Annotated in this window: 21 protein-coding genes and 1 pseudogene; 14 read left to right on the top strand and 8 right to left on the bottom strand. The window is 74.6% G+C overall.

Going from position 1 to position 24,085, the window contains the following annotated elements:
• Positions 1 to 42: 42 nt before the first annotated feature.
• Entirely contained in the window at positions 43 to 486 is a 444-nt protein-coding gene (locus QFZ62_RS05505; protein ID WP_307502732.1) for a metallopeptidase family protein, read from the bottom strand.
• A gap of 45 nt (positions 487 to 531) precedes the next feature.
• Between QFZ62_RS05505 and QFZ62_RS05500 the strand changes: the two genes are divergently transcribed.
• From QFZ62_RS05500 to ahcY, 6 genes are all read left to right on the top strand, one after another.
• Entirely contained in the window at positions 532 to 747 is a 216-nt protein-coding gene (locus tag QFZ62_RS05500; protein ID WP_012037719.1) for a DUF3499 family protein, read from the top strand.
• A 2-nt stretch (positions 748 to 749) separates the two neighbouring features.
• Complete coding sequence (locus QFZ62_RS05495) at positions 750 to 2,177, top strand: phosphomannomutase/phosphoglucomutase (protein WP_307502727.1); 1,428 nt, start codon at positions 750 to 752, stop codon at positions 2,175 to 2,177.
• Between the two features lie 160 nt (positions 2,178 to 2,337).
• Positions 2,338 to 2,619, top strand: a complete 282-nt coding sequence (locus QFZ62_RS05490) for a metal-sensitive transcriptional regulator (RefSeq protein WP_307502723.1) — start codon at positions 2,338 to 2,340, stop codon at positions 2,617 to 2,619.
• 43 nt (positions 2,620 to 2,662) lie between these two features.
• A complete protein-coding gene (locus QFZ62_RS05485; RefSeq protein ID WP_307502720.1) occupies positions 2,663 to 2,878 on the top strand; it encodes a heavy-metal-associated domain-containing protein in 216 nt (71 codons plus the stop codon).
• A gap of 1 nt (position 2,879) precedes the next feature.
• Entirely contained in the window at positions 2,880 to 5,303 is a 2,424-nt protein-coding gene (locus QFZ62_RS05480) for a cation-translocating P-type ATPase (protein ID WP_307502716.1), read from the top strand.
• A gap of 62 nt (positions 5,304 to 5,365) precedes the next feature.
• On the top strand, positions 5,366 to 6,850 hold the full coding sequence (gene ahcY, locus QFZ62_RS05475) for an adenosylhomocysteinase (protein ID WP_307502713.1): 1,485 nt from the start codon (positions 5,366 to 5,368) through the stop codon (positions 6,848 to 6,850).
• A gap of 95 nt (positions 6,851 to 6,945) precedes the next feature.
• Here ahcY and QFZ62_RS05470 read toward each other — a convergent pair whose 3' ends face one another.
• Together QFZ62_RS05470 and QFZ62_RS05465 are read right to left on the bottom strand one after the other, a co-directional pair.
• A complete protein-coding gene (locus tag QFZ62_RS05470) occupies positions 6,946 to 7,131 on the bottom strand; it encodes a hypothetical protein (protein ID WP_307502710.1) in 186 nt (61 codons plus the stop codon).
• A 268-nt stretch (positions 7,132 to 7,399) separates the two neighbouring features.
• Positions 7,400 to 7,819 (bottom strand): annotated as a pseudogene (locus QFZ62_RS05465) (RDD family protein); the annotation flags it as partial.
• 16 nt (positions 7,820 to 7,835) lie between these two features.
• Here QFZ62_RS05465 and QFZ62_RS05460 point away from each other — a divergent pair.
• On the top strand, positions 7,836 to 8,831 hold the full coding sequence (locus tag QFZ62_RS05460; RefSeq protein WP_307502707.1) for a stage II sporulation protein M: 996 nt from the start codon (positions 7,836 to 7,838) through the stop codon (positions 8,829 to 8,831).
• Between the two features lie 26 nt (positions 8,832 to 8,857).
• Complete coding sequence (locus QFZ62_RS05455) at positions 8,858 to 9,493, top strand: TetR/AcrR family transcriptional regulator (protein WP_307502705.1); 636 nt, start codon at positions 8,858 to 8,860, stop codon at positions 9,491 to 9,493.
• 50 nt (positions 9,494 to 9,543) lie between these two features.
• Here the strand turns inward: QFZ62_RS05455 and QFZ62_RS05450 are convergent, their stop codons facing one another.
• From QFZ62_RS05450 to QFZ62_RS05430, 5 genes are read right to left on the bottom strand one after another with little or no spacing between them, the layout of a single operon-like run.
• Positions 9,544 to 10,851, bottom strand: coding sequence for a DUF58 domain-containing protein (locus QFZ62_RS05450; protein ID WP_307502702.1), 1,308 nt, complete (start codon positions 10,849 to 10,851; stop codon positions 9,544 to 9,546).
• Between the two features lie 15 nt (positions 10,852 to 10,866).
• Entirely contained in the window at positions 10,867 to 11,820 is a 954-nt protein-coding gene (locus QFZ62_RS05445; protein ID WP_307502697.1) for a MoxR family ATPase, read from the bottom strand.
• A 12-nt stretch (positions 11,821 to 11,832) separates the two neighbouring features.
• On the bottom strand, positions 11,833 to 13,074 hold the full coding sequence (locus tag QFZ62_RS05440) for a DUF4350 domain-containing protein (protein ID WP_307502694.1): 1,242 nt from the start codon (positions 13,072 to 13,074) through the stop codon (positions 11,833 to 11,835).
• A complete protein-coding gene (locus tag QFZ62_RS05435) occupies positions 13,071 to 13,757 on the bottom strand; it encodes a DUF4129 domain-containing protein (RefSeq protein WP_307502691.1) in 687 nt (228 codons plus the stop codon). Before QFZ62_RS05435 ends, QFZ62_RS05440 begins: the two co-directional genes overlap by 4 nt.
• Complete coding sequence (locus tag QFZ62_RS05430; RefSeq protein ID WP_307502689.1) at positions 13,754 to 15,052, bottom strand: hypothetical protein; 1,299 nt, start codon at positions 15,050 to 15,052, stop codon at positions 13,754 to 13,756. Before QFZ62_RS05430 ends, QFZ62_RS05435 begins: the two co-directional genes overlap by 4 nt.
• 122 nt (positions 15,053 to 15,174) lie before the next feature.
• Between QFZ62_RS05430 and mtrA the strand changes: the two genes are divergently transcribed.
• From mtrA to secA, 6 genes are all read left to right on the top strand, one after another.
• Positions 15,175 to 15,855, top strand: coding sequence for an MtrAB system response regulator MtrA (gene mtrA / locus QFZ62_RS05425; RefSeq protein WP_307502685.1), 681 nt, complete (start codon positions 15,175 to 15,177; stop codon positions 15,853 to 15,855).
• Between the two features lie 3 nt (positions 15,856 to 15,858).
• Complete coding sequence (gene mtrB / locus QFZ62_RS05420; protein WP_307502682.1) at positions 15,859 to 17,502, top strand: MtrAB system histidine kinase MtrB; 1,644 nt, start codon at positions 15,859 to 15,861, stop codon at positions 17,500 to 17,502.
• Positions 17,486 to 19,210, top strand: a complete 1,725-nt coding sequence (gene lpqB / locus QFZ62_RS05415; RefSeq protein WP_307502679.1) for a lipoprotein LpqB — start codon at positions 17,486 to 17,488, stop codon at positions 19,208 to 19,210. The genes mtrB and lpqB overlap by 17 nt, the downstream gene beginning before the upstream one ends.
• 61 nt (positions 19,211 to 19,271) lie before the next feature.
• Positions 19,272 to 20,192, top strand: coding sequence for a ComF family protein (locus QFZ62_RS05410; RefSeq protein ID WP_307502676.1), 921 nt, complete (start codon positions 19,272 to 19,274; stop codon positions 20,190 to 20,192).
• Positions 20,193 to 20,262: 70 nt separating this feature from the next.
• Positions 20,263 to 20,952 carry a ribosome hibernation-promoting factor, HPF/YfiA family gene (gene hpf, locus QFZ62_RS05405; RefSeq protein WP_307502673.1) on the top strand — a complete coding sequence of 230 codons (690 nt, stop codon included), beginning with the start codon at positions 20,263 to 20,265 and terminating at the stop codon, positions 20,950 to 20,952.
• A gap of 200 nt (positions 20,953 to 21,152) precedes the next feature.
• The gene (secA, locus tag QFZ62_RS05400; RefSeq protein WP_307502670.1) at positions 21,153 to 23,978 is read left to right on the top strand and encodes a preprotein translocase subunit SecA; all 2,826 of its coding nucleotides are present in this window, start codon (positions 21,153 to 21,155) and stop codon (positions 23,976 to 23,978) included.
• Positions 23,979 to 24,085: the final 107 nt, after the last annotated feature.

Genomic DNA, 24,085 nt, shown 5'->3' with positions numbered 1-24,085 from the left:
GACGCCCGTTCGGGATCCGCGGTCGGCGCAGGCGACGCGCGGCTAGTGCGGGTCGTACCGGTCGGGCGCGAGGTCCCACGGGTCCTTGCCGAGCAGCTCGGCGACCGCGCGGAACACGCAGCCCTCGACGAGCGCGCGCTGGTGGTGCTCGTCGTCCTCGTGCAGGTGCGACAGGCGCTCGATGGGCAGCCGGTAGAAGACGACCCGGCGCTCGTCCGGCAGCACCGTCCAGCGGTCGATGCCGTCCCGCTCGCTGTTCTCGGCGGGCAGCGCGGCGACCTCGAAGGACACGCGCTCGAGCTCGTCCGGCCAGAGGCCGCGCAGGTACTCGGCGGTGGAGGCGACGATGTCGTCGAACAGGTCGGCCCGCGTGCGGAGGACGGGCAGCTCCGGCCCGGTGACGGGGGAGCGGAGGCCGCGGCCGTGCCGATCCCGCCAGGATGCGCGGATGGAGACGTGGCCTCCCCGGCGGCGCGATCGTGGCATGGCCCCATCGTACGGCCCCGGCGTCGGCGGTAGTGTGGGCCCGACATGACGAACAGGCCCTGCTCCCGCGTCGGCTGCACCGGCGGCGCCACGACCACCCTCACGTACGTGTACGCGGATTCCATGGCCGTGCTCGGTCCCCTCAGCCACGACTCCGAGCCCCACAGCTACGACCTGTGCGACCGCCACGCGGCGCGGCTGTCGGCGCCGCAGGGCTGGCAGATCGTCCGGCACGGCGTACTCGGTGAGGTAGGTTCCTGAGCATGACGACCTCTGCCGCCGAGACGCTGACCGCCATAGTGAAGACCTACGACGTGAGAGGTCTCGTCGGCAGCCAGCTGACGGAGGAGCTCGTCACGGCCCTCGGCGCCGGCTTCGTCGACGAGCTGGGCGCCGCCGGCAGCGAGATCGTCGTCGGCCACGACATGCGCGACTCCTCGCCGTCCTTCGCGCAGGCCTTCGCCCGGGGCGCCACGGCCCGCGGCGCGCACGTGCTGCTCATCGGGCTCTGCTCCACGGACGAGACGTACTACGCCTCCGGATCCCTGCACGCCCCCGCCGTCATGTTCACCGCCAGCCACAACCCGGCCACGTACAACGGCCTCAAGTTCTCCCGCGCGGGCGCGCAGGGCATCAGCCTCGACACGGGCCTCGCCGCCATCCGCGATCGCGCCATCGGCTTCCTGGCGGACGGCATCGCCGCCGTCGAGCCCGCGGGCGAGGTGCGCGAGCGCGACGTCCTCGCCGACTACGCGGGCTACCTGCGCCAGCTCGTCGACCTCTCCGGCATCCGCCCGCTCCGCGTCGTCGTCGACGCGGGCAACGGCATGGGCGGCATGACCGTCCCCGCCGTGCTCGGCACGGCGGCCGGCCTCCCCGAGCTGCCCATCGAGATCATCCCGCTCTACTTCGAGCTCGACGGCACCTTCCCCAACCACGAGGCGAACCCGCTGGAGCCCGCGAACCTCGTCGACCTGCAGAAGGCCGTCGTCGAGCACGGCGCCGACCTCGGGCTCGCCTTCGACGGCGACGCCGACCGCTGCTTCGTGGTGGACGAGGAGGGCCAGGCGGTCACGCCCAGCGCCGTCGCCGCCATCGTCGCGCTCCGCGAGATCTCGCGCGTGAAGGCCCAGTCGCCCGACGACGAGGTCACCGTGCTGCACAACCTCATCACCTCGCGCATCGTGCCCGAGACGATCGAGGCGGCGGGCGCCACGGCGGTCCGCACGCGCGTCGGCCACTCGCTCATCAAGGACCAGATGGCCGCCACGGGCGCCGTCTTCGGCGGCGAGCACTCCGCGCACTACTACTTCCGCGACTTCTGGGGCGCCGACAACGGCATGCTCGCCGCCATGCACCTCCTCGCCGAGTTCGGCCAGAGCGAGGGCCTCATGTCGGACCTGTCCGCGCGCTACACGCCGTACGCGCTGTCGGGCGAGATCAACAGCACGGTCGACGACGTGCCCGCCGCGTACGAGCGCATCGTCGAGGCGTTCCGCGGCCGCGGCGAGTTCGACGAGCTCGACGGCCTCACGGTCGACGGTCCCGTGGGCGCCGACGGCGCCTTCTGGTGGTTCAGCGTCCGCCCGTCCAACACCGAGCCCCTCCTGCGCCTGAACGTCGAGGCCTCCACCGAGGAGCGCATGGCCGCCCTCCGCGACGAGCTGCTGGGGCTGATCCGCCAGGGCTGACCGCCCCGGCCGACCGCAGGCCCGCACCACCGCCGACGCCGCGTCCCTCCTCGAGGGGCGCGGCGTCGTCGTGCGCCCGCCGGTCCGACTCGGATACCCCCCGGGGGTGTACACGTATACCCCCAGGGGGTACCATGGACGCGAGAGGGAGGTGGCCGCCATGGTCGGGTACAGCGAGGGCAAGGACGACATCCTGCGGAGGCTCCGTCGGGCGGAGGGCCAGGTGCGCGGCATCGAGCGCATGGTCGAGTCCGACACGTACTGCATCGACGTGCTCACGCAGGTCTCGGCCGTCACGCGCGCCATGGAGACCGTCGCCCTCAAGCTGCTCGACGACCACCTCGCCCACTGCCTCGCCGAGGCCGCGCGCGAGGGCGGCCAGGTCGCGGACGACAAGGTGCGCGAGGCCTCCGCGGCCATCGCGCGGCTCGTCCGGTCCTGATCCGACCCGCCGCCGCACCCGCATCCACCGACAAGGAGACCCCATGACCACCACCGCATTCCCCGTCACCGGCATGACCTGCGCGCACTGCGTCGCGAGCGTCACCGAGGAGGTCGGCGAGCTGCCGGGCGTCGCGTCCGTCGCCGTCGACCTCGTCGTCGGCGGCGCCTCCACCGTCACCGTCGAGAGCGACGGCCCCCTCGACCCCGCGGCCGTCCGCGCCGCGGTGGACGAGGCCGGCTACGTCGCGGGGATCTGACATGGCCGACCCCGTGACCGCGTCGACGGCGTCGGCCGCCGCCGCGCCTGACGGGCCTGCCGCCGAGGAGGGCGCCGTGCTCACGCGCGTCGACCTCGACGTGCAGGGCATGACGTGCGCATCGTGCGCCATGCGCATCGAGCGGAAGCTCGGGCGGATGCCCGGGGTCGAGGCCGCCGTGAACTACGCCACCCACCGCGCGCGCGTGCAGCTGCCCGCGGGCACGAGCGTCGAGGACGCGATCCGCACCATCGAGCGGACCGGCTACCGCGCGTCCGAGCGGGCGGCGTGGGGGAGCGGGGCGGAGGCGGCGCTCGACGCGCCTGTCCTCGACCCGACCCCGGCGGCTCCCGCGGAGTCCGCGGCACCGGCCGACGCTCCCGCCGCCGACCGCGCAGCCGCGGCACCCGCCTCCCCGGCTCCCGCCGCAGGCGACGCGGTGGCCGCGCGCCGCCCCGACGCCGACGAGCTCGCGCTCCGGCAGCGGCTCGTCGTCTCGACCGCGCTCACGGTGCCCGTGTTCCTCATGGCGATGGTCCCCGCGCTCCAGTTCGACGACTGGCAGTGGCTGTCCCTCGCGCTCGCGGCGCCCGTCGCTGTCTGGGGCGCCTGGCCGTTCCACCGCGCCGCGGCCGTCAGCGCGCGGCACGGCGGCGTCGGCATGGACACGCTGGTGAGCATCGGCGTCGCGGCCGCCTTCCTGTGGTCGCTGTACGCCCTCTTCCTCGGCGACGCCGGGGCGCCCGGCATGCGCATGACCATGAGCCTCGTCGGCGAGCCCGGCGGAGGATCCGGGGACATCTACCTCGAGGTCGCCGCCGCCGTCACCGTCTTCCTCCTGGGCGGGCGCTACCTCGAGGCGCGGGCCGCGCGCGCGTCCGGCGCCGCCCTCGCCGCGCTCCTCGACCTCGCCGCGAAGGACGTGGCCGTCGTGCGCGACGGCGTCGAGCGGCGGATCCCCATCGGCGCGCTCCGCGTCGGCGAGGAGTTCGTCGTGCGGCCCGGCGAGCGCATCGCCACCGACGGCGTGGTCGTCGACGGCGCGAGCGCGGTCGACCGGTCCCTCCTCACGGGCGAGTCGCTGCCCGAGGAGGTCTGTCCCGGGGACGATGTCACGGGCGCGACCCTCAACGCCGGCGGCCGCCTGCTCGTGCGCGCCACCCGCGTGGGGGAGGAGACCCGCCTCGCGCGCATGGCCGCCCTCGTGGAGGAGGCGCAGACCGGCAAGGCCCGGATCCAGCGCCTCGCCGACCGCGTTTCGGCCGTCTTCGTGCCGGTCGTGCTCGTGCTCGCGCTCGGCACCCTCGTCGGCTGGCTGCTGCTCGGCTTCCCGCCCGAGGCCGCGTTCACCGCGGCCGTGGCGACGCTCATCATCGCCTGCCCGTGCGCCCTCGGGCTCGCGACCCCGACCGCGCTCCTCGTGGGCACGGGACGCGGCGCGCAGCTCGGGATCCTCATCACCGGCCCGCAGGTGCTCGAGTCGACCCGGCGGATCGACACCGTGCTGCTCGACAAGACGGGCACCGTGACCACGGGCGTCATGTCGCTCGTCCGGGCCGTGCCCGCGGCGGGCGTCGACGCCGACGAGCTCGTGCGTATCGCCGCCGCCCTCGAGGCGCGGAGCGAGCACCCGGTGGCGCGCGCCGTCGTCGAGGCGGCGGGGGCCGGATCCCTGCCCGCCGTCGAGGGCTTCGTCGCCACGGCGGGCCTCGGCGTCCACGGCGTGGTCGACGGCCATGCCGTTGCGATCGGCCGCCCGGCCTGGCTCGCGGAGCAGTGGGCCGCGGAGCCCGACGCGACGCTCGCCGAGGCGCTGCGCGCGGCCGAGGCCGAGGGATCCACCGTGGTCGCCGTCGCGTGGGACGGCGCGGTGCGCGGGATCCTCCAGGTCGCGGACACCGTGAAGCCCACGAGCGCCGAGGCCGTCCGCCGGATCCTGGCGCTCGGTCTCCGCCCGGTCCTCCTCACGGGCGACACCGCGGGGGCCGCCCGCCGCGTCGCCGACGAGGTCGGGATCGACGAGGTCATCGCGGGCGTCCTGCCCGAGGGCAAGCTCGACGCGGTACGCCGGCTCCAGTCCGAGGGGCGCGTCGTCGCGATGGTCGGCGACGGCGTGAACGACGCCGCCGCGCTCGCGCAGGCCGACCTCGGCATCGCGATGGGCACGGGCACCGACGCGGCCATCGAGGCGGGCGACATCACGATCGTCCGCGGCGACCTCGTGCTGGTCGCCGACGCCGTGCGCCTCGCGCGCCGCACCCTCGGCACGATCCGCGGCAACCTGTTCTGGGCCTTCGCCTACAACGCCGCCGCGATCCCCGTCGCCATGCTGGGCCTCCTCAACCCGCTCGTCGCGGGGCTCGCCATGGCGCTCTCCTCGGTGTTCGTCGTCACGAACAGCCTGCGCCTGCGGTCCTTCCGCTAGCCGCCCGACGCCCGCCCGTCACGCACGGGCGGGCGTCACGCGGCGGATGCGAGACTGGTGGCATGACCCTGCTCCCGGACGCCACCTCCACCGCTCTGCCCTTCCGCGTCGCCGACCTCTCCCTCGCGGAGTCCGGCCGCCACCAGATCCGCCTCGCCGAGAACGAGATGCCCGGCCTCATGGCCCTCCGTGAGGAGTTCGGCGCGTCGCAGCCGCTCGCGGGCGCGCGCATCGCCGGATCCATCCACATGACCGTGCAGACGGCCGTGCTCATCGAGACCCTCACCGCCCTCGGCGCGCAGGTGCGCTGGGCGAGCTGCAACATCTTCTCCACGCAGGACGAGGCCGCCGCGGCGGTCGCCGTCGGCGCGGGAACGCCGGAGGCGCCCGCGGGCGTGCCGGTCTTCGCCTGGAAGGGCGAGACGCTCGAGGAGTACTGGTGGTGCACCGAGCAGATCTTCGACTGGTCGGGCGAGGCGCAGGCCGTCGACGCCGACTGGACGGGCCCGAACATGATCCTCGACGACGGCGGCGACGCCTCGCTCCTGGTGCACAAGGGCCGCGAGTACGAGCTCGCGCAGGCCGTGCCGGAGACCCCCGCTGACGCGAGCCACGAGTACCGCGTCATCCTCGACACGCTGCGCCGCAGCCTCGCCGCGTCCGGCGACCGCTGGACCCGCCGCGCCGCCGACATCCAGGGCGTCACCGAGGAGACCACCACGGGCGTCCACCGCCTGTACGAGCTGGCGCGCGACGGCGAGCTGCTGTTCCCGGCCATCAACGTCAACGACTCGGTCACGAAGAGCAAGTTCGACAACAAGTACGGCATCCGCCACTCGCTGCCCGACGGCCTCAACCGCGCCACCGACACGCTCATCGGCGGCAAGGTCGCGTTCGTCGTCGGCTACGGCGATGTGGGCAAGGGCGCGGCCGAGGCCCTGCGCGGCCAGGGCGCGCGCGTCATCGTCTCCGAGGTCGACCCGATCTGCGCGCTGCAGGCCGCGATGGACGGGTACCAGGTCGCGCGCCTCGAGTCTGTCATCGAGCACGTCGACATCCTCGTCACCGGCACGGGCAACGTCGACGTCGTCCGCGTGGAGCACATCGAGCGGATGAAGCACCAGGCGATCATCGCCAACGTCGGCCACTTCGACAACGAGATCGACATGGCCGGCCTCGAGCGCCTCCCGGGCGTCGAGAAGGTCGAGATCAAGCCGCAGGTGCACGAGTGGCGCCTGCCGTCCGGCCGCAGCGTGCTCGTCCTGTCCGAGGGCCGCCTCATGAACCTCGGCAACGCCACGGGCCACCCGTCGTTCGTGATGAGCAACTCGTTCACGAACCAGGTGCTCGCGCAGATCGAGCTCTACGCCCGGAACGACCAGTACCCGATCGGCGTGTACGTGCTGCCGAAGCACCTCGACGAGAAGGTCGCGCGCCTGCACCTCGACGCGCTCGGCGTGGAGCTCACCGAGCTCCGTCCCGAGCAGGCCGCCTACATCGGCGTCGCCGTCGAGGGCCCGTACAAGGTCGACCACTACCGGTACTGATCCGCGGGGTCCCGTCCGACGCCGTCCGTCCCCTCGGGGCGGGCGGCGTCGTCGCGTGCGGGGGAGGCGGTGCGGTCCTCCGGGCGGGCGCGCCCTCAGGCGGCCGGGGCGGATCCGTCGCGCCGGGGGAACCCGTGCGGCAGTCCCGCGAGGACCGGCTCGAGCGCGGCCATGCGGTCGCGCTCGAGCATCAGCGCGCGGTGCTCGCGCTCGCGGCGGACGGCGCCCACGGCCGTGACGAACGACTCGGGATCCGTCGCGGGCAGCGGCGACACGTGCACCGCGGCCTCGTCGGCGAGCTGGGCGGCCAGGCGCGCGCGGGACGCCGGCGTCAGGCGGTCGCGCTGCGCGAGGAAAGCGCGCGAGCCGGCGGCCGAGCGCGTCGGGCAGGCGGCCGACGTCGGCCTCGGACGCCCACGCGACGAGGTGCGGCGGCACGGGCGGCAGGGGAGCGGGGTACGCGGGCACGCGCTCGTGCTGCGACCGGGTGCCGGCCACGAGGTCGCCGAGGCGCTGGGCCCGCGGCGTCAGGAGGCCCACCAGCGCGGCCAGCCCGCCGAGCGTGAGGTACAGCTCGAGGATCCCGACGAGCGCGCGGGCGACCGCGTGCCGGAGGCCGATGCCGCCGCCGTCCGCGCGCACGATGCGGGCGCCCACGGCCCAGCGGCCGAGCGACCGGCCGCGCGACAGGACCTCCACGGCCACGGGGAACACGACGATCGCGAGCACCACGGCGGCGATGCCGGCCGCCGCGCCCGACGCCCCGTCGAGGACGCCGTCGGCGGCGAGGCGCCCGATGAGGAGCAGGAGCAGGAGGCCCACGACGAGGGAGGCGACCACGTCGATCACGGCGCCCGCGGCCCGGAGCACGAACCCCGCGGGGCGGACGTCCAGGGCGACGGCCTCGCCCACCACGAGCGCGTCGGGGCCGTCCGAGAGGGTCGGGTCGTGCGCGTCGGCGGCCGCCATGCATATAGTCAAGCAGATGGACCTCGACGCCTACACCGCCGCGCACCGGGACGCGTGGGACCGGCTCGCCCGCCTCGCGGGCCGGCGCCGGCTCACCGGACCCGAGGCCGACGAGCTCGTCGACCGGTACCAGGCGGGCGCGGCCGAGCTGTCCGCCATCCAGGCCGCGGCCGGATCCACCGCGCAGGGCGACCGGCTCTCCGTCTCCCTCTCGCGGGCGCGGATGCGCTTCACCGGGCAGAGCACGAACGTCGCGTCGCGGATCCCCGCCTTCTTCGCGGTCGACCTGCCCGCGGCGCTCTACCGGATCCGCTGGCTGACGCTCGCGGTCGCGCTCGTCACCGTCGGCGTCGTCGCGCTCTACGCCACGTGGATCCTCCGCGACCCGGCCATGATCGCGAGCCTCGGCAGCGACGCCGACCTCCGGAGGTACGTCGAGGACGACTTCATCGACTACTACAGCTCGAACCCGGCCGCCTCGTTCACGGGCCAGGTCTGGACGAACAACGCGTGGATCGCCGCGCAGTGCGTGGCCTTTGGGATCACGGGGCTGTGGGTGCCGTTCGTGATCCTGCAGAACGCGCAGGGCCTCGGGACCACGACCGCGGTCATGTTCTCCTACGGCGAGGGCGGCACCTTCTTCTCCTACATCCTCCCGCACGGCCTGCTGGAGCTGACGGCGATCTTCGTCGCGGCCGCCGCGGGCCTGCGCATCTCGTGGTCGTGGATCGCGCCCGGCCCCCGCACGCGCGGCCAGGCGCTCGCGGAGGACGGCCGGGCGCTCATCACGGTCGCGATGGGTCTCGTGCTCGTGCTGCTGGTGTCGGGGATCATCGAGGGCTTCGTCACGCCGCAGCCGTGGCCCGTGCCGCTCAAGATCGCGATCGGCGCCGTCGCGCTCGGGGCGTTCCTCCTCTACATGGTGGTGGTCGGCGGCCGGGCCGTGCGCGCGGGCGCGACGGGCGACCTGGACGAGTTCGAGGCGGGCGGCCGGCGGATCGTCGCGGGCTGAGCCCCGCCGATCGCTAGGGTCGAGGGATGGCAGGGGCAGAGGGTCCGCGGCGGTACGCCAAGGGGACGACCCGGCGCCGCGAGATCCTCGAGGCGGCGCTCGCGCTCATCGCCGAGCGGGGGTACTCGGCGTCGTCGCTCCAGGAGATCGCCGACGCCGTGGGGATCAGCAAGGCCGGCGTCCTGCACTACTTCGAGTCGCGCGAGGCGCTGATCACCGCCGTCCTCGAGGAGCGCGACGCGCACTCGGAGGCCGACTACCGCGCGGCCGTCCCCGACGGGGATCCGGCGGACATGGTCGGCATGCTGCTGCGCGCCAGCGCCCGCAACGCCGAGACGCCCGGCCTCGTCGCCCTCTACTCGCGGCTCGTGGTGGACGCGGCGGGCGTCGAGCACCCGGCGCACGCGTACATCGCGGGCCGGTACGCGCGCGTCGTGGGCGCGGTCGCCGACCAGGTCCGCGCGCTCGGCGTCGAGCTGCCCGCGGGGCTCGACCCGGACTCCTTCGCCCGCATCGCGGTCGCCGTGAGCGACGGCCTGCAGCTGCAGTGGAGCTACCGCCCGGACATCGACATGCGCGACGCGCTCGAGCGGTCGATCCGCGCGCTCAGCGGCGGGGCGCTCCCCGTGCCGGCCGCCGATCCGGCGACGGCGCGCGCCTGACCCGGCCGCGGGCCTGACCCGGCCGCGGCCCCGCTGCGTGCGCGGCGGCCTCAGAGCCGCCCGGTGGCCTTCAGCCGGATGTAGCGGTCGGCGAGCGCCGGAGGCAGGTCGGCCGGCGCGCCCGTGACGACGTCGGCCCCGAGCCGGCGCACGGCCGCCTCGACGCGCGCCACGTCGAGGAGCGCGCGCTCGGCGGCGGCAGCGCGGTAGACGGCGGCGCGTCCGGAGCGGTCGGCGGCCCGCGCGACGAGGCCCGGATCCACGACCGCGGCGACCAGCACGTGGTGCGTGCGCGTCAGCTGCGGCAGCACCTGCAGGAGCGCGCGCGAGCTGCCGGGGGAGTCGATGGCGGTCAGGAGCACCACGAGCGAGCGCTGCGACACGATGCGGCGCACGAGCGCGGGCACGGCCGTCCAGTCCGTCTCGAGGAGCTCCGGGTCCACGGGCGCGAGCGCGTCGACCATGCGCGCGACGACGTCGCCGCCGGATCCCGCCCGCACCCGGGCGCGGACGCGGCGATCGTGCGCCACGAGGTCCACCCGGTCGCCGGATCGGGTGGCGAGCGCCGCGAGGAGCAGCGAGGCCTCGAACGCGGTGTCGAGGCGCGTCTCGTCCTGGATCCGCCCGGCCGCCGTGCGTCCCGTGTCGAGCACGAGCACCACGCGCCGGTCGCGCTCCGGCCGCCAGGTGCGGACGACCACGTCCTGCCGGCGGGCGGTCGCGCGCCAGTCGATGGAGCGCACGTCGTCGCCGCGCACGTAGTCGCGCAGGCTGTCGAACTCGGTGCCCGGGCCGCGCACCATGAGCGCGGTCCGGCCGTCGAGCTCGCGCATGCGGGCGAGGCGGGACGGCAGGTGGCGGCGCGAGCGGAACGGCGGCAGGACGCGGACGGCGCCGGGGGAGAGCAGGGTCGCCTGCCGGGCGGCGAGGCCGAGCGGGCCCGCCGAGCGGATCGTGACGCGCTCCGTGCGGCGCTCGCCGCGGCGGGTGGGCGTGAGGCGGAGGCGGACGGCGCGGCGCTCGCCCGCGGGGATCCGCACCCGGTCGCGCGTGGAGGATGCTCCGGCGGAGGGCTGCCAGGCGTCGCGGACGAGCGCGCGCAGCGTGCGGGACCCGCGGTTCGTGACCAGCAGCACGCTCTCGCCCGTCTCGTCCAGGCGGATCCGCGCGGGCAGGCTCCGCTCGAGCACCACGGCGCGAGGGCTCGCGGCCAGCGCCAGGTCGAGCGACACGAGGAGGGCGACCAGGAGGATCCACCCCGCGAGGAGCGCGTACGCCGCGTCCGACCCGTCGCCGAGCGCGACGAGCGGCACGAGCCCCGCGAGGAGCAGCGCGACGGTGCGGCCGGAGAGGGCCATCTAGCGGCGCGCCATCTAGATCGGCACCTGCACCTGCGACATGACGCCGCGGAGCACGGCGTCGACGGACACGCCCTCGAGCTCCGCCTCGGGCCGGAGCGCGATGCGGTGGCGGAGCACGGGCAGCACCATCTCCTGCACGTGGTCGGGCGTCACGGCGTCGAAGCCGCTCAGCCACGCCCAGGCGCGGCTCGCGGCGAGGAGGCTCGTGGATCCGCGCGGCGACACCCCGAGCTGCACGGACGGCGAGCGGCGGGTCGCGCGGGCGAGGTCGACCATGTACGCGAGCACGTCGGCGCCGACGCCCACCTCGCGGACGGCCGCCTGGGCCAGGCGGAGCCCGTCCGCGTCGAGGACGGGCTGCACGCCCGCGGCGCGGAGGTCGCGCGGGTCGAAGCCGGCCGCGTGGCGGCGGAGCACCTCGACCTCGGCGTCGCGCTCGGGGAGGTCGAGCACGAGCTTCAGCAGGAAGCGGTCGAGCTGGGCCTCGGGCAGCGTGTAGGTGCCCTCGTACTCGACGGGGTTCTGCGTGGCCGCGACCAGGAACGGGTCGGGCAGCGGGTGGCTCTCGCCGTCGACCGTGACCTGGCGCTCCTCCATGGCCTCGAGCAGGGCCGACTGCGTCTTCGGCGGCGTGCGGTTGATCTCGTCGGCCAGCAGGATGCTCGTGAACACCGGCCCGCGGCGGAACGAGAACGCGCCCTCGCGGGAGTCGTACACGAGCGACCCGGTGATGTCGCCCGGCATCAGGTCGGGCGTGAACTGCACGCGCGCCGTGTCGAGGCGGAGGGCCTGGCTGAGCGAGCGGACGAGCAGCGTCTTCGCGACGCCGGGGACGCCCTCGAGGAGCACGTGGCCGCGGGCGAGGAGGGCGATGATCATGCCGGTCACGGCGCCGTCCTGGCCGACGACGGCCTTCCCGACCTCGGTCCGGACGGCGAGCAGGCTGGTGCGGAGGTCGTCGGTCATGGGTCCATTCTCCTAGGCGGGGTCGACGGCCCGGGCGACCCGGCGCTCGAGCGCGGCGAGGCGCCCGGCGAGGTCGACGAGGTCGCGGTCGGTGCGGGGCCGTTGGTCGAGGAGCAGGGCGCGGACGCCCGCGGGATCCTCGCCGAGGGCCGCGGCGGTCGCGGCGGCCACGTCGTCGACGGAGGCGAGGCGGCCGAGCGCGAGCATCCCGGCCAGCCGGTCGACGGTGCCGACGCGCAGCGCGTCGAGGGCGTGGCCGCGCGCGTCGGCCCGCTGGTACAGGCGCGCGCGTCCCTCCGCGGTCTCGTCGGCGCGCACCACGACGGGCAGCCGCTCCACCACGAGCGGGCCGAGACGGCGGCCGCGCCAGACGGCGGCCGCGAGGGCGGCCGTGCCGAGCAGCAGGATCGCCGGGGTCACCCACCCGGGCGTGAGCTCGCCGAGCGTGGGCGGGGCGTCGCCGGCGGCGTCGTCGGGCGACGGCGTGTACCAGACGAGCCGGGGCCGCTCGCCGAGCACGCCGAGCGCGAGGGCGGCGGATCCCTGCTCCGCGATGCGGTCGTTGGTGAGGATCGGGTCCGCCCCGAGGACGGTCACGGTGCCGCCGGGCGCGAGGGTCGCCGGCACCTCGAGGAGGGCGTACGCGTCGCCGGTGTCGTCGGGGAAGCAGGTCACCGCGGCGGACGCGTCGTCGCCGATCGCGCGGAACACGGGGGCGTCGTCCGGCACGGATCCCGCGGCGCGGGCGGCGGGCAGCGCGCACGCGGCGTCGAGGGCTCGGTCGGCCGACTCGGCCGTCCCGCCCGCCGCGACGCCGGGCGCGATCGCCCGCAGGGTGCGGAAGTCGGGGGCGAGGAGGACCGTGCGCGTGGCGAGGCGGCCGACCTCCGCGAGCCGGTCGTCGTCGAGGCGGTCGGAGGTCGGGCCGAGCACGAGGGTCACGCCGTCCCCGTTCCCGACGGCCGCCCGCGCCTCGGCGAGGGTCGTCGCGAGCGTGACGTCCACGCCCTGGGCCGCGAGCACGCGCGCGAGCGCCTGCGTGCCGCCGGGCGCCGGGTTGTCCGGCGCGAGCGGCTCGCCCTGCCGCGCTGCCCCGCCGATCGCGAGCGAGGCCAGCGCGACGAGGACGGCGAGCGCGGCCAGGGCGATCCACGTCCCGGCCCGCCGGAGCGCCTGCCCGGGCGTGCGCGTCTCGGCGGGGGCGATGTCGGCGTCGGCGTCCGCGCGGACGGAGGCGGGAGCGGGCGCGCTCACACCGGCCTCGCGCCCACGGGCTCGCGGAGGACGGGCGCGGCCGTGCGCAGGTCCCGATCGAGCGCGGCGAGCCGGTCGACCATCTCCTCGGTGCCCACGCGGCCCAGGTAGCGGACGGCGTCGAAGTCGTCCGCGGCGGCCGCGAGGCGCGCGGCGTGGTCGGGGTGGGCGGATCCCGTACGCCGGGCGAACCCGCGGGCCGTGGTGCCCGGATCCACCGCGACGATCGTGCGCTCCGCCTGCTCGCGCGCGATGGCGCGGAAGAGGTCCGAGACGGCCGACGTGAGGTCCCCGGCCCGGCGCGCGGCCTCGGCCGCGCGGCGCAGCTCGTCCGCGGAGCGCCGGTCGTCGGATCCGAACAGCCCGTCGCCGCCGGATGCGCCGCTCCGCCGGTCGCGCCGCGGGGCCCCGTACGCGAGGAACGCGACGACGACCGCTGCGAGCACGAGCACGCCGATCACGACGGGCGCGAGCCCCGCGAGCCCGCCGCCCGCGCCGTCGAGCAGCCCGGCGAGCCAGTCGCCGACCGCCTGCGCCGCGAGGTCGAGCGCGTTCGGCCGGGCGGCCTCGTACTCGGGCCTCCCGAGCTCGTCGAGGAGGAGCCGGCGCGCGTCGTCGGCGTCGGGATCGAGCGGCACGGCGGCCGCGCGCGCGACCGCCGCGGGGAGGGCGGAGCCGGTCACGCGGGTCCCGGCGCGGGCGCGGGCGCGGCGTACGGGTCCCGGGCGTCGGGGCCGGTGGCCGACCCCGCGCCCGCCGCGCGCTCCTCGACGAAGCGCGCGAGCTCGAGGTCGAGCCCCTCGCGCCGCATGCGCAGGTCGATGTAGAGGATGGCCGCGTTCGCCGACGTGACGACCGCGCCGATGCTGCCGACCACCACGCTCACGACGATCGTGAGCAGCTGCGTCGCGAGGTAGAACACGACGGAGGCGTCGAAGGACTGGAAGTCGAGCTCGCCGGTCGGGAAGAGCAGCGTCTGCAGGATCGAGGTGAGGAGCGTCAGCGGCACGGTGACGACGTTCGCGGCGGCGGACACGATCACTCCGGTCAGCAGCAGGATCCCGAGCACGCGCCAGAACGACCCGATCGTGAGCGACCACGACCGTCGGGCCGCCGCGAACGGCCGCAGCTGCTCGATCACGATGGCGCTCGGCACGAGGGACAGGCGGGTCGACACCCACGCCGCGACCACCACGAGGCCCATGATCCCGAGGACGCCCACGATGATCCCCACCGCGATGCCCGCACCGCCCGCGAGCACCAGCAGCGCGACGACGCCCGCGAGCACCGCGAACGCCAGGGTCCACGCGCCGGTGAGGAGGAGGCTCCACAGCACGAGCGCGCCGAGGCGCGGTCGGGCGAGGCGCCAGAGCGCGCGCATCCGGAGGCGCTCGCCGAGCGTGCCGCGCGCGACCTCGCTCGCGACCACGCCCTGCAGGAAGGCCGACGCGACCAGCGACAGCACGAGGGTGACGACCGCCGCGATCACGACGGCCGCGACGCCGCCCGCGATGAGCGGCCCCTGGTCCGCCTCGCGGGCGGACAGGACGCGCGTGACGACGACGCCCGTCACGCCGCCCACGATCAGGAGCGTCACGACCCCGACGAGCCCCTGGATCAGCAGTGCGCTGCCGACCGTCGGGCCGGGGTTCCGGCGGAGCGTCTGGAACGAGCTGGCGAGGATCGCGCCGAGGCCGAGCGGCCGGAGCGGCAGGAGCCCGGGCTTCGGCGGCGGCGTCCAACCGGGGGCGGCGCCCCACGCGGGAGGCGGCGCGTAGCCGGGGGCGGGCGCGGAGCCGGGTGCGGCGGCGTGTCCGGGAGCCGGCGCGTAGCCGGGAGAGGGAGGCGGCGCGTAGCCGGGAGCGGGAGCCGGCGGGACCGCGGGTCCGGCGTCGGCGCCCCGTCCGTCGGGATCCGGGGATCCGCCCTGCCCGGACGACGCGCCGCCCGGGGCCTGCCAGCTCTGGTCATCGCTCACAGTCGCCCAGCCTCCCACAGGCGCCCCGCGAAGTCCCGCGTCCGCCGGCCCGCGCGCGCCCCCGCGATCCCCGGGATCCACCGGCTACCCTGGGGGTTCCGAGGACAGGGAACACAGGGCAGATGACAGCACGGATCCTGGTGGTCGACGACGACACCGCGCTCGCCGAGATGATCGGCATCGTCCTCCGCACCGAGGGCTTCGAGCCCTCCTTCTGCGGGGACGGCGGCCAGGCGCTCGCCGCCTTCCACGAGGGCAAGCCCGACCTCGTGCTGCTCGACCTCATGCTCCCCGGCCTCGACGGCATCCAGGTGTGCGACCTCATCCGCGCCGAGTCCGGCGTGCCCATCATCATGCTCACGGCGAAGTCCGACACAGCCGACGTCGTGAAGGGCCTCGAGTCCGGCGCCGACGACTACATCGTCAAGCCCTTCAACCCGAAGGAGCTCGTCGCGCGCATCCGCACGCGCCTGCGCCCCGCGGCCGCCGCGTCGCCCGGCCTCCTGCAGGTCGGCGACCTCGTGGTCGACGTCGAGGGCCACGAGGTCCGCCGCGGCGACGAGCGCATCAACCTCACGCCCCTCGAGTTCGACCTCCTGCACGCGCTCGCCAGCCGCCCGCAGCAGGTCTTCACCCGCGAGATGCTGCTCGAGCAGGTGTGGGGCTACCAGTACAAGGCCGACACGCGCCTCGTCAACGTCCACGTGCAGCGCCTCCGGGCCAAGGTGGAGGACGACCCGGACAACCCGCGGATCGTCATGACCGTCCGCGGCGTCGGCTACCGCGCGGGGGCCGCGGCCTAGCCCATGCGCCCCCTGCCCGCGTGGCTCGTCGACTGGAGGTCGTGGCCGCGCCGCCTCGTCCGGATCTGGGCGGTGTCCCTCCAGTTCCGCACCGTCCTCATCACCGTCGCGCTCTCGGGCGCCACCGTCCTCCTCATCGGCGTGCTCATGACGCAGAGCATCTCGAGCGACCTCTTCCGCCAGCGCCTCGACACCGTGCTGCAGCAGTCGAACAGCGCGACGAGCCGGATGCAGGAGCAGTTCACGTCCTCGGACGCCTCCGACCAGACCGAGCTCGAGCAGCTGCGCACGCAGGTGTTCGACGAGCTCCGCGGCAGCGCCATCAACCTCTCCGACTTCGCGTTCCGCCGCACGCCCGGCACGGAGGCGCGGAACGTCCTGCAGAACGCGTCGACCGCCGACTACGTCGACAGCCTCCTGAGCGCCGACCTCCGCCGCGCCGTGGGCGAGGGCACGGGGACGCAGCAGTGGCAGTCGGTCGCGATCCCCGACGAGCAGGGCGGCACGAACCCCGGCATCGTCGTCGGCTCGAGCGTCGACATCCCGTCGGCCGGCCGGTACGAGCTCTACCTCGTCTACGACCTGGGCGACATCCAGCAGACCCTCGACTTCGTGGCCGGCACGATCCTCCTCGCGTTCCTCCTCCTCGTGGTCCTCATCGGCGCGATCGCGTGGCTGGTGGTGCGCCTGGTCGTCGCGCCCATCCGCGTCGCCGCCGACACGAGCCAGAAGCTCGCGGCGGGGCAGCTCGAGGAGCGGCTGCCCGTGAAGGGCGAGGACGTGATCGCGACCCTGGCCCGCTCGTTCAACGGCATGGCGGACTCGCTGCAGTCGCAGATCACGCAGCTCGCCGACCTCTCGCAGCTGCAGCAGCGCTTCGTCTCCGACGTCTCGCACGAGCTGCGGACCCCGCTCACGACCATCCGGCTCGCGGGCGGCGTGCTCTACGACCTGCGCGAGGACTTCAGCCCGCCGGCCGCGCGCAGCGCCGAGCTGCTGCACACGCAGGTGGAGCGGTTCGAGACGCTGCTCGCCGACCTGCTGGAGATCAGCCGCTTCGACGCGGGCGCCGTGGACCTCGTCACCGAGCCCACCAACCTGGTCCGGCTCGTCGAGGACTCCATCGACGAGTTCGAGGGCCTCGCGGCGCAGAAGGGGTCGGAGCTCCGGCTGGTCGCCCCCGGCGGCTACTTCGACGCCGAGATGGACGCCCGCCGGGTCCGCCGCATCGTCACGAACCTCGTCGGCAACGCGGTCGACCACGGCGAGGGCCGGCCCATCGTGATCACGGTGGACAGCGACCGCGACGCCGTCGCCCTCGCGGTGCGCGACTACGGCGTCGGCATGACGCACGAGGAGATGGGCCACGTCTTCGACCGGTTCTGGCGCGCGGACCCGTCGCGCCAGCGCAGCACGGGCGGCACGGGCCTCGGCCTCGCGATCTCCCTGGAGGACGCGAACCTGCACCACGGCTGGCTGCAGCTGTGGTCGCGGCCGGGCGAGGGATCCTGCTTCCGGCTGACCCTGCCCCGCCGCCCCGACGTCCCCCTGGAGAGCTCGCCCGTCGCGCTGCCGCCCGACGACCCCGCGGACGATCCCGCGGCCGACCACGCCGACGAGGAGCGCACCCGTGCCCACCAGCCCTGATCCGCGTCCCCGCCGCGTGCGCCGCCCCGCGCGCCCCGCCGCCGTCGCCCTCGTCGCCGCCTGCGCGATCCTCCTCACGGGCTGCGTCTCCATCCCCTCCGGCGGTCCGGTCGCCGCGGGCGGCCCGGCCGTCGTCGCGGACGAGTCCGGCGTCAGCTACCAGCCCGACGGCCCGCAGGACGGCGACGGCCCGGACGACGTCGTCGCGGGCTTCGTCGACGCCGCCACCAGCTCCGCGGACCAGTACGGCGTCGCCCGTCAGTTCCTCTCCTCCGACTTCGCCTCCCGCTGGGACCCGTTCGCGAGCGTCGTCGTGTGGGAGGGCCAGGCGCGGACCTCCGAGGAGGTCGACGGCACCTTCAGCTACTCGGTCACGACCATCGCCACGGTCGACGGCCAGGGCCATTACCGCGAGGTGGGCAGCGACCAGGAGACGCGCCTGTCCTTCCAGCTCGTGCAGGAGCGCGGGCAGTGGCGCATCGCGAAGGCGCCGGACGGTATCGCGCTCCGATCGACCTACTTCCGCGAGATCTTCAGCGCCCACGCCCTGTACTTCTTCGACCCGACGTTCTCCTACCTCGTCCCCGACCTGCGGTTCTTCGTGACGCGGGCATCGCAGAGCGTCAGCACGCGCATCGTGAAGTCGCTCCTGCAGGGACCGTCGCCGTGGCTGTCGCAGCCGGCGGTCGTCACGGCCTTCCCGGAGGGAACCCGCCTGGCGTCCTCGGCCGTCACGACGGCGTCCGGCACGCCGCAGGTGGACCTCTCGACGGAGGCGCGCGCGGCCGACGGCGTGACGCAGCAGCGGATGGAGCTCCAGCTCCGGCAGAGCCTGTCCGCCATCCCCTCCGTGCTCGACGTCCGGGTCCTCGTCGACGGCACGCCCCTCACCGTCCCCGACCTCGGCGGGCGCGCCCCCGTGAAGGACCCGCAGGCGGAGTCGCGTCCGCTCGTGCTCGCGCAGGGCGCGTTCGGCTACCTGGGCGGGGGAGAGGTGGCCCCGCTCGGGACGCTCGGCACGCGCGTGTCCGCCCTCGCCGCGGACGCCGCGACCCTCAGCGCCGACGGCCGCCAGGCCGCGGTGCGGAACGCGTCCGGCGTGTGGGCGGTGGGCGACGGCGATCCGGACGCGGTCCTCCTCGACACCCGCCCGGGCCTCGTGGCGCCGTCGCTCGACGCGCAGGGCTACGTCTGGTCGATCCCGGCCGCGGATCCGCGGGGGCTCGTCGCCTGGGGCCCGGACGGCGTCGGCCACCCCGTCGCCGTGAGCTGGACCGGCACCGGCCGCGTCGTCTCCCTCGAGGTCGCGCGCGACGGCGCCCGCGTGCTCGTGCAGCTCGAGACCGGAGCCGGGCCGCAGCTGCTGGTCTCGTCGATCGTGCGCGACGACGGCGTCCCGACGTCCCTCACCGCGACGCCGCTCGAGCTCCTCGCGACGCCCGGCACGCCCCTCGACGCGACGTGGGTGGACGAGCTCGACGTCGCCACGCTCACGCTCGCGCCCGACGGCGAGCGCCCGATCACGCTGCACCAGGTCGGCGGCCCGTCGAAGGACATCGGATCCGCCGCGGACGGCGTCGCCATCGCGGGGGCGAACGACGAGAGCGGCCTGCGCGTCCTCACGGGCGCGGGGGCCCTGCTCACGCCGCGGGGCAGCACGTGGCAGCAGACGGCCACCGGCGTCTCCTTCATCGCGACGAAGCGCTGACGCCCTCCACGGATCCGTCCCGGCCGCCCCACCCGCTCCGGTCGCCTGCGACCCTGCGCGCGTGATCCCCGCCTCGCCGCCACCCGTCTCCCCGTCCCCGCCATCCCACGTCCACCCCGCCGTCCGCGCGGCCCTGCTCGACGCGCTGGCCGTGGTGCTCCCCGTCGCCTGCGCCGGATGCGGCGCGCCCGACCGGGCCGTCTGCGCCGCCTGCGCGGCCGCGCTCCGCTCCGTGCCCCTCGTGCGCCCGCTCGCGCTGCCCGCGGTGGACGGCGCGGGCGGGCGCATCCCGGCCCGCGTCGTCCCCGTGGGCTGCGGCAGCTCCTACGCGCCCCCGTGGCCGGCGCTCCTGTCCGCGCTCAAGGAGGAGGGCCGCACGGACGCCGCGCGCGCCATGGCGGCATCGCTCGCCCGGGCCGTCGGCGCGGCCGTCGCCGCCGCCGAGCGCTCCGCGGACCCCGAGGGACCGCCCGCGCCCGAGCGCCCGCCCATCGGGCCGGGCACGATCCACGTGCTCGACGTCCCGTCCCCCCGCGCCTCCCTCCGGCGTCGCGGCTACGCGCCGGTCGAGGTCGTGCTCGCCCGCGCCGGCCTCCGTTCCCTGCGCCTCGGGGGCGTCCCCGGCCTCCGGCGCCACCCGCTCGGCTTCGCGCGTCGCCCGGCCGACCAGGCGGGCCTCGGGGTCGCCGCCCGGGCGGCCAACGTCGACGGGTGCCTCCGCGCCCGCGTCGACCTCGCGGGCCGCCGGATCCTCGTGGTCGACGACGTGCTCACCACCGGCGCCACCCTCCGCGAGACGTGCCGTGCCGTCCGCGCGGCGGGCGGCGAGGTCGTCGCCTGCGCGGTGCTCACCGCCGTCCCCGACCATCCGCGACGCCGCGCGGCGCGACCGATGGGACCCGCGCGTCGCTCCCTGTGCATCTCCGATGCCCTCGCGGTCCACCCGCCGGATGCCTCGCACCGGGAGGAGGACCGGGTCTAGGCTCGCCCGAAAGGCGTGAAAGTGATCGCCCTCTTCCAGCGGGCGGCGCGTCATGATCTGGAGGTACGTCATGGACATCAACATCACCGGCCGCAACGCCGAGATCACGGACCGGTTCCGCGTGTACGCCACCGAGAAGGTCGACAAGATCGCCCAGCTCGCCGAGAAGTCCATCTCGCTCGACATCAGGGTCTCGCGGCACAGCGAGAAGTCCGGCGGCTCCGCCGGCGACGACCGCGTGGAGATCACGCTCGTGGGCCCCGGCCCCGTGATCCGCGCGGAGAGCAGCGCCGCCGACAAGTTCGCGGCCTTCGACCTGGCCCTCGGCCGGATGCTCGAGCGCCTGCGCCGCGCGAAGGACAAGAAGAAGATCCACCGCGGCAACCACCGTCCCGTGTCCCTCCAGGAGGCGACCACCGAGGGCTTCGCCGGCATCGACCTCGACCCCGCCGACGCCGAGCTCATCGAGCGCGTCAACGGGAGGAGCGTCGCGCCTGCCGACCAGCCGGTGGAGGAGGACGACTACTGCCCGGTGGTCATCCGCACCAAGGTCTTCCCGTCGCAGTCGATGACGGTCGACCAGGCGCTGGAGCACATGGAGCTCGTCGGCCACGACTTCTTCCTCTTCATCGACGCGGAGACGGACCGCCCGAGCGTCGTCTACCGCCGCAAGGGCTGGGACTACGGCGTCATCGGCCTGGCCGACGGCGAGCAGGAGCTCGCGGGGGCCGGCGCCGGATCCCGCTCCCTCCGGCGCTGATCCCTCCCACGGTCCACGAGGCCCCGTGCGCTCCGGCGCACGGGGCCTCGTGCGTCGGTGGTCTGCACGGGGTCAGGGCGCTCCCGGGAAGAGGCCCGGACGAGTCGGTACTATGGCGATGCTCGTCGGCGGCGACATCCGCGCGCCGTCACGGTGGTCGTCGTCATCCGACGCCCGCCCATCTACGCAGGGAGACACCGATGGCCTCAGTACTCGAGAAGGTCCTTCGCGTCGGCGAGGGGCGTACGCTCCGCAAGCTGCAGAACTACGCGAAGGCGGTGAACCAGCTCGAGGAGGACTTCACGCACCTCACCGACGAGGAGCTCAAGAACGAGACCGTCGAGCTGCGCGAGCGCCACGCCAACGGCGAGTCCCTCGACGACCTGCTGCCCGAGGCCTTCGCCGCCGTCCGCGAGGCGTCCCGCCGCACGCTCGGCCTCCGCCACTTCGACGTCCAGATCATGGGCGGTGCCGCCCTCCACCTCGGCAACATCGCCGAGATGAAGACGGGCGAGGGCAAGACGCTCGTCGCCACCCTCCCCGCGTACCTCAACGCCATCGCCTCGCGCGGCGTCCACGTCATCACGGTCAACGACTACCTCGCCAGCTACCAGAGCGAGCTCATGGGCCGCGTCTTCCGCGCCCTCGGCATGACCACCGGCGTGATCCTCGCGGGCCAGACCCCGCAGCAGCGCCGCGAGCAGTACGCGGCCGACATCACGTACGGCACGAACAACGAGTTCGGCTTCGACTACCTCCGCGACAACATGGCGTGGCAGGCGGCCGACATGGTCCAGCGCGGCCACTTCTTCGCGGTCGTCGACGAGGTCGACTCGATCCTCATCGACGAGGCCCGCACGCCGCTCATCATCTCGGGCCCCTCCGCCGGCGACGCGAACCGCTGGTTCACCGAGTTCGCGACCGTCGCCAAGCGCCTCATCCCGGACGTCGACTACGAGGTCGACGAGAAGAAGCGCACCGTGGGCGTGCTCGAGGCCGGCATCGAGAAGGTCGAGGACCACCTCGGCATCGACAACCTCTACGAGTCCGCGAACACCCCGCTCATCTCCTTCCTGAACAACTCGATCAAGGCCAAGGCCCTGTTCAAGAAGGACAAGGACTACGTCGTCATGAACGGCGAGGTCCTCATCGTCGACGAGCACACCGGCCGCATCCTCATGGGGCGCCGCTACAACGAGGGCATCCACCAGGCCATCGAGGCCAAGGAGGGCGTCGCGGTCAAGGCCGAGAACCAGACCCTCGCGACCGTCACGCTGCAGAACTACTTCCGCCTGTACAAGAAGCTCTCCGGCATGACCGGCACGGCCGAGACCGAGGCCGCCGAGTTCATGAGCACCTACAAGCTCGGAGTCGTCCCGATCCCCACGAACCGGCCCATGCAGCGCAAGGACCAGTCCGACCTCATCTACAAGAACGAGAAGGCGAAGTTCGAGCAGGTCGTCGAGGACATCGCCGAGCGCCACGCCTCCGGACAGCCCGTCCTCGTCGGCACCACGAGCGTCGAGAAGAGCGAGTACCTCTCCAAGCTCCTCGCCAAGAAGGGCGTCCGCCACGAGGTCCTCAACGCGAAGAACCACGCGCGCGAGGCAGCCATCGTCGCCCAGGCCGGCCGCCTCGGATCCGTCACGGTCGCCACGAACATGGCCGGCCGCGGCACCGACATCATGCTCGGCGGCAACGCCGAGTTCCTGGCCGTCGCCGCCATGAACGCGCGCGGCCTCAGCCCGGTCGAGACCCCGGAGCAGTACGAGACCGAGTGGGACGACGTGTTCGCGGCCGTCAAGGCCGAGGTCGACCAGGAGGCCGAGAAGGTCATCGAGGCCGGCGGCCTCTACGTGCTCGGGACCGAGCGCCACGAGTCGCGCCGCATCGACAACCAGCTGCGCGGTCGCTCCGGCCGCCAGGGCGACCCGGGCGAGAGCCGCTTCTACCTGTCGCTGACGGACGACCTCATGCGCCTATTCAACAACGGCGCCGCTGCGAGCCTCATGGGCCGCGACGGCGTGCCGGACGACGTGGCCATCGAGTCGAAGGTCGTGAGCCGCGCCATCCGCAGCGCGCAGGGCCAGGTCGAGGCGCGCAACGCCGAGATCCGGAAGAACGTCCTCAAGTACGACGACGTCCTCAACCGCCAGCGCGAGGCCATCTACGGCGACCGCCGCCACATCCTCGAGGGCGACGACCTGCAGGAGCGCTCGCAGCGCTTCCTCGAGGCCGTCATCGACGACGTGCTCGACTCGCACATCGGCGAGGGCAACGGCGACGACTGGGACTTCGACGCCCTCTGGACCGAGCTCCGGACGCTCTACCCCATCTCCATCACCATCGACGAGGTCATCACCGAGGCGGGCAGCAAGGGCCGCGTCAACCGCGACTTCGTCCGCCGCGAGATCCTCTCCGACGCCAAGCTCGCGTACTCGAAGCGCGAGGAGCAGCTCGGCGAGGCCGCCATGCGGGAGCTCGAGCGCCGCGTCGTGCTGTCGGTCATCGACCGCCGCTGGCGCGAGCACCTCTACGAGATGGACTACCTGAAGGACGGCATCGGCCTGCGCGCGATGGCGCAGCGCGATCCGCTGGTCGAGTACCAGCGCGAGGGCTTCGCGCTCTTCCAGCAGATGATGGGCGCCATCCGCGAGGAGACGGTCGGCTTCCTCTTCAACCTGGACGTCGAGGTGCAGGCTCCGGCCGATGCCGAGTCCGTGGGCCCGCGCATCCAGGCCAAGGGACTCGCCGCCAACCAGGCCACGGCCGACAAGCTCCGCTACACCGCGCCGACGGACGACGGCGGTGTCGAGGTCCGCAACCAGCGCGGCCAGATCGAGAAGGCCGCCACCGCGAAGGCGCAGAAGGACCAGGAGGCGGAGGACGCCGTGCTGGTCGGCGAGGACGAGCCCGAGGAGCCCCAGGGCCCGCCGGCGCGCGGTGCCTTCGGGCAGCGCACCGCGGGTGCGGCGTCCGCTCCGCAGAACCGCGAGGAGCGCCGCAAGGCCGATCGCCGCAAGTGATCCCGACGTGCGTCGGCGGCTCCGCTGCCGACGCACGGCGACCCGGCGCGTCAGGCGCCGGCACAAGAGAAGGGCGCACCTCCCGCGGGAGGTGCGCCCTTCTCATG

Source organism: Clavibacter sp. B3I6 (assembly GCF_030816895.1).
Classification (GTDB): Bacteria; Actinomycetota; Actinomycetes; order Actinomycetales; family Microbacteriaceae; genus Clavibacter.
The sequence above is the reverse complement of the archived record's forward strand: the minus strand, read 5'-3'. Positions and strand labels throughout refer to the sequence as shown.

Bases quoted from the DNA above. Each gene is read 5' to 3' on its own strand.
- hpf (WP_307502673.1), top strand. From the start codon at position 20,263: ATGGACATCAACATCACCGGCCGCAACGCCGAGATCACGGACCGGTTC.
- QFZ62_RS05505 (WP_307502732.1), bottom strand. From the start codon at position 486: ATGCCACGATCGCGCCGCCGGGGAGGCCACGTCTCCATCCGCGCATCC.
- mtrB (WP_307502682.1), top strand. From the start codon at position 15,859: ATGCGCCCCCTGCCCGCGTGGCTCGTCGACTGGAGGTCGTGGCCGCGC.
- QFZ62_RS05485 (WP_307502720.1), top strand. From the start codon at position 2,663: ATGACCACCACCGCATTCCCCGTCACCGGCATGACCTGCGCGCACTGC.
- ahcY (WP_307502713.1), top strand. From the start codon at position 5,366: ATGACCCTGCTCCCGGACGCCACCTCCACCGCTCTGCCCTTCCGCGTC.
- QFZ62_RS05460 (WP_307502707.1), top strand. From the start codon at position 7,836: ATGGACCTCGACGCCTACACCGCCGCGCACCGGGACGCGTGGGACCGG.
- secA (WP_307502670.1), top strand. From the start codon at position 21,153: ATGGCCTCAGTACTCGAGAAGGTCCTTCGCGTCGGCGAGGGGCGTACG.
- QFZ62_RS05445 (WP_307502697.1), bottom strand. From the start codon at position 11,820: ATGACCGACGACCTCCGCACCAGCCTGCTCGCCGTCCGGACCGAGGTC.
- QFZ62_RS05490 (WP_307502723.1), top strand. From the start codon at position 2,338: ATGGTCGGGTACAGCGAGGGCAAGGACGACATCCTGCGGAGGCTCCGT.
- mtrA (WP_307502685.1), top strand. From the start codon at position 15,175: ATGACAGCACGGATCCTGGTGGTCGACGACGACACCGCGCTCGCCGAG.
- QFZ62_RS05480 (WP_307502716.1), top strand. From the start codon at position 2,880: ATGGCCGACCCCGTGACCGCGTCGACGGCGTCGGCCGCCGCCGCGCCT.
- QFZ62_RS05500 (WP_012037719.1), top strand. From the start codon at position 532: ATGACGAACAGGCCCTGCTCCCGCGTCGGCTGCACCGGCGGCGCCACG.
- QFZ62_RS05495 (WP_307502727.1), top strand. From the start codon at position 750: ATGACGACCTCTGCCGCCGAGACGCTGACCGCCATAGTGAAGACCTAC.
- QFZ62_RS05450 (WP_307502702.1), bottom strand. From the start codon at position 10,851: ATGGCCCTCTCCGGCCGCACCGTCGCGCTGCTCCTCGCGGGGCTCGTG.
- QFZ62_RS05455 (WP_307502705.1), top strand. From the start codon at position 8,858: ATGGCAGGGGCAGAGGGTCCGCGGCGGTACGCCAAGGGGACGACCCGG.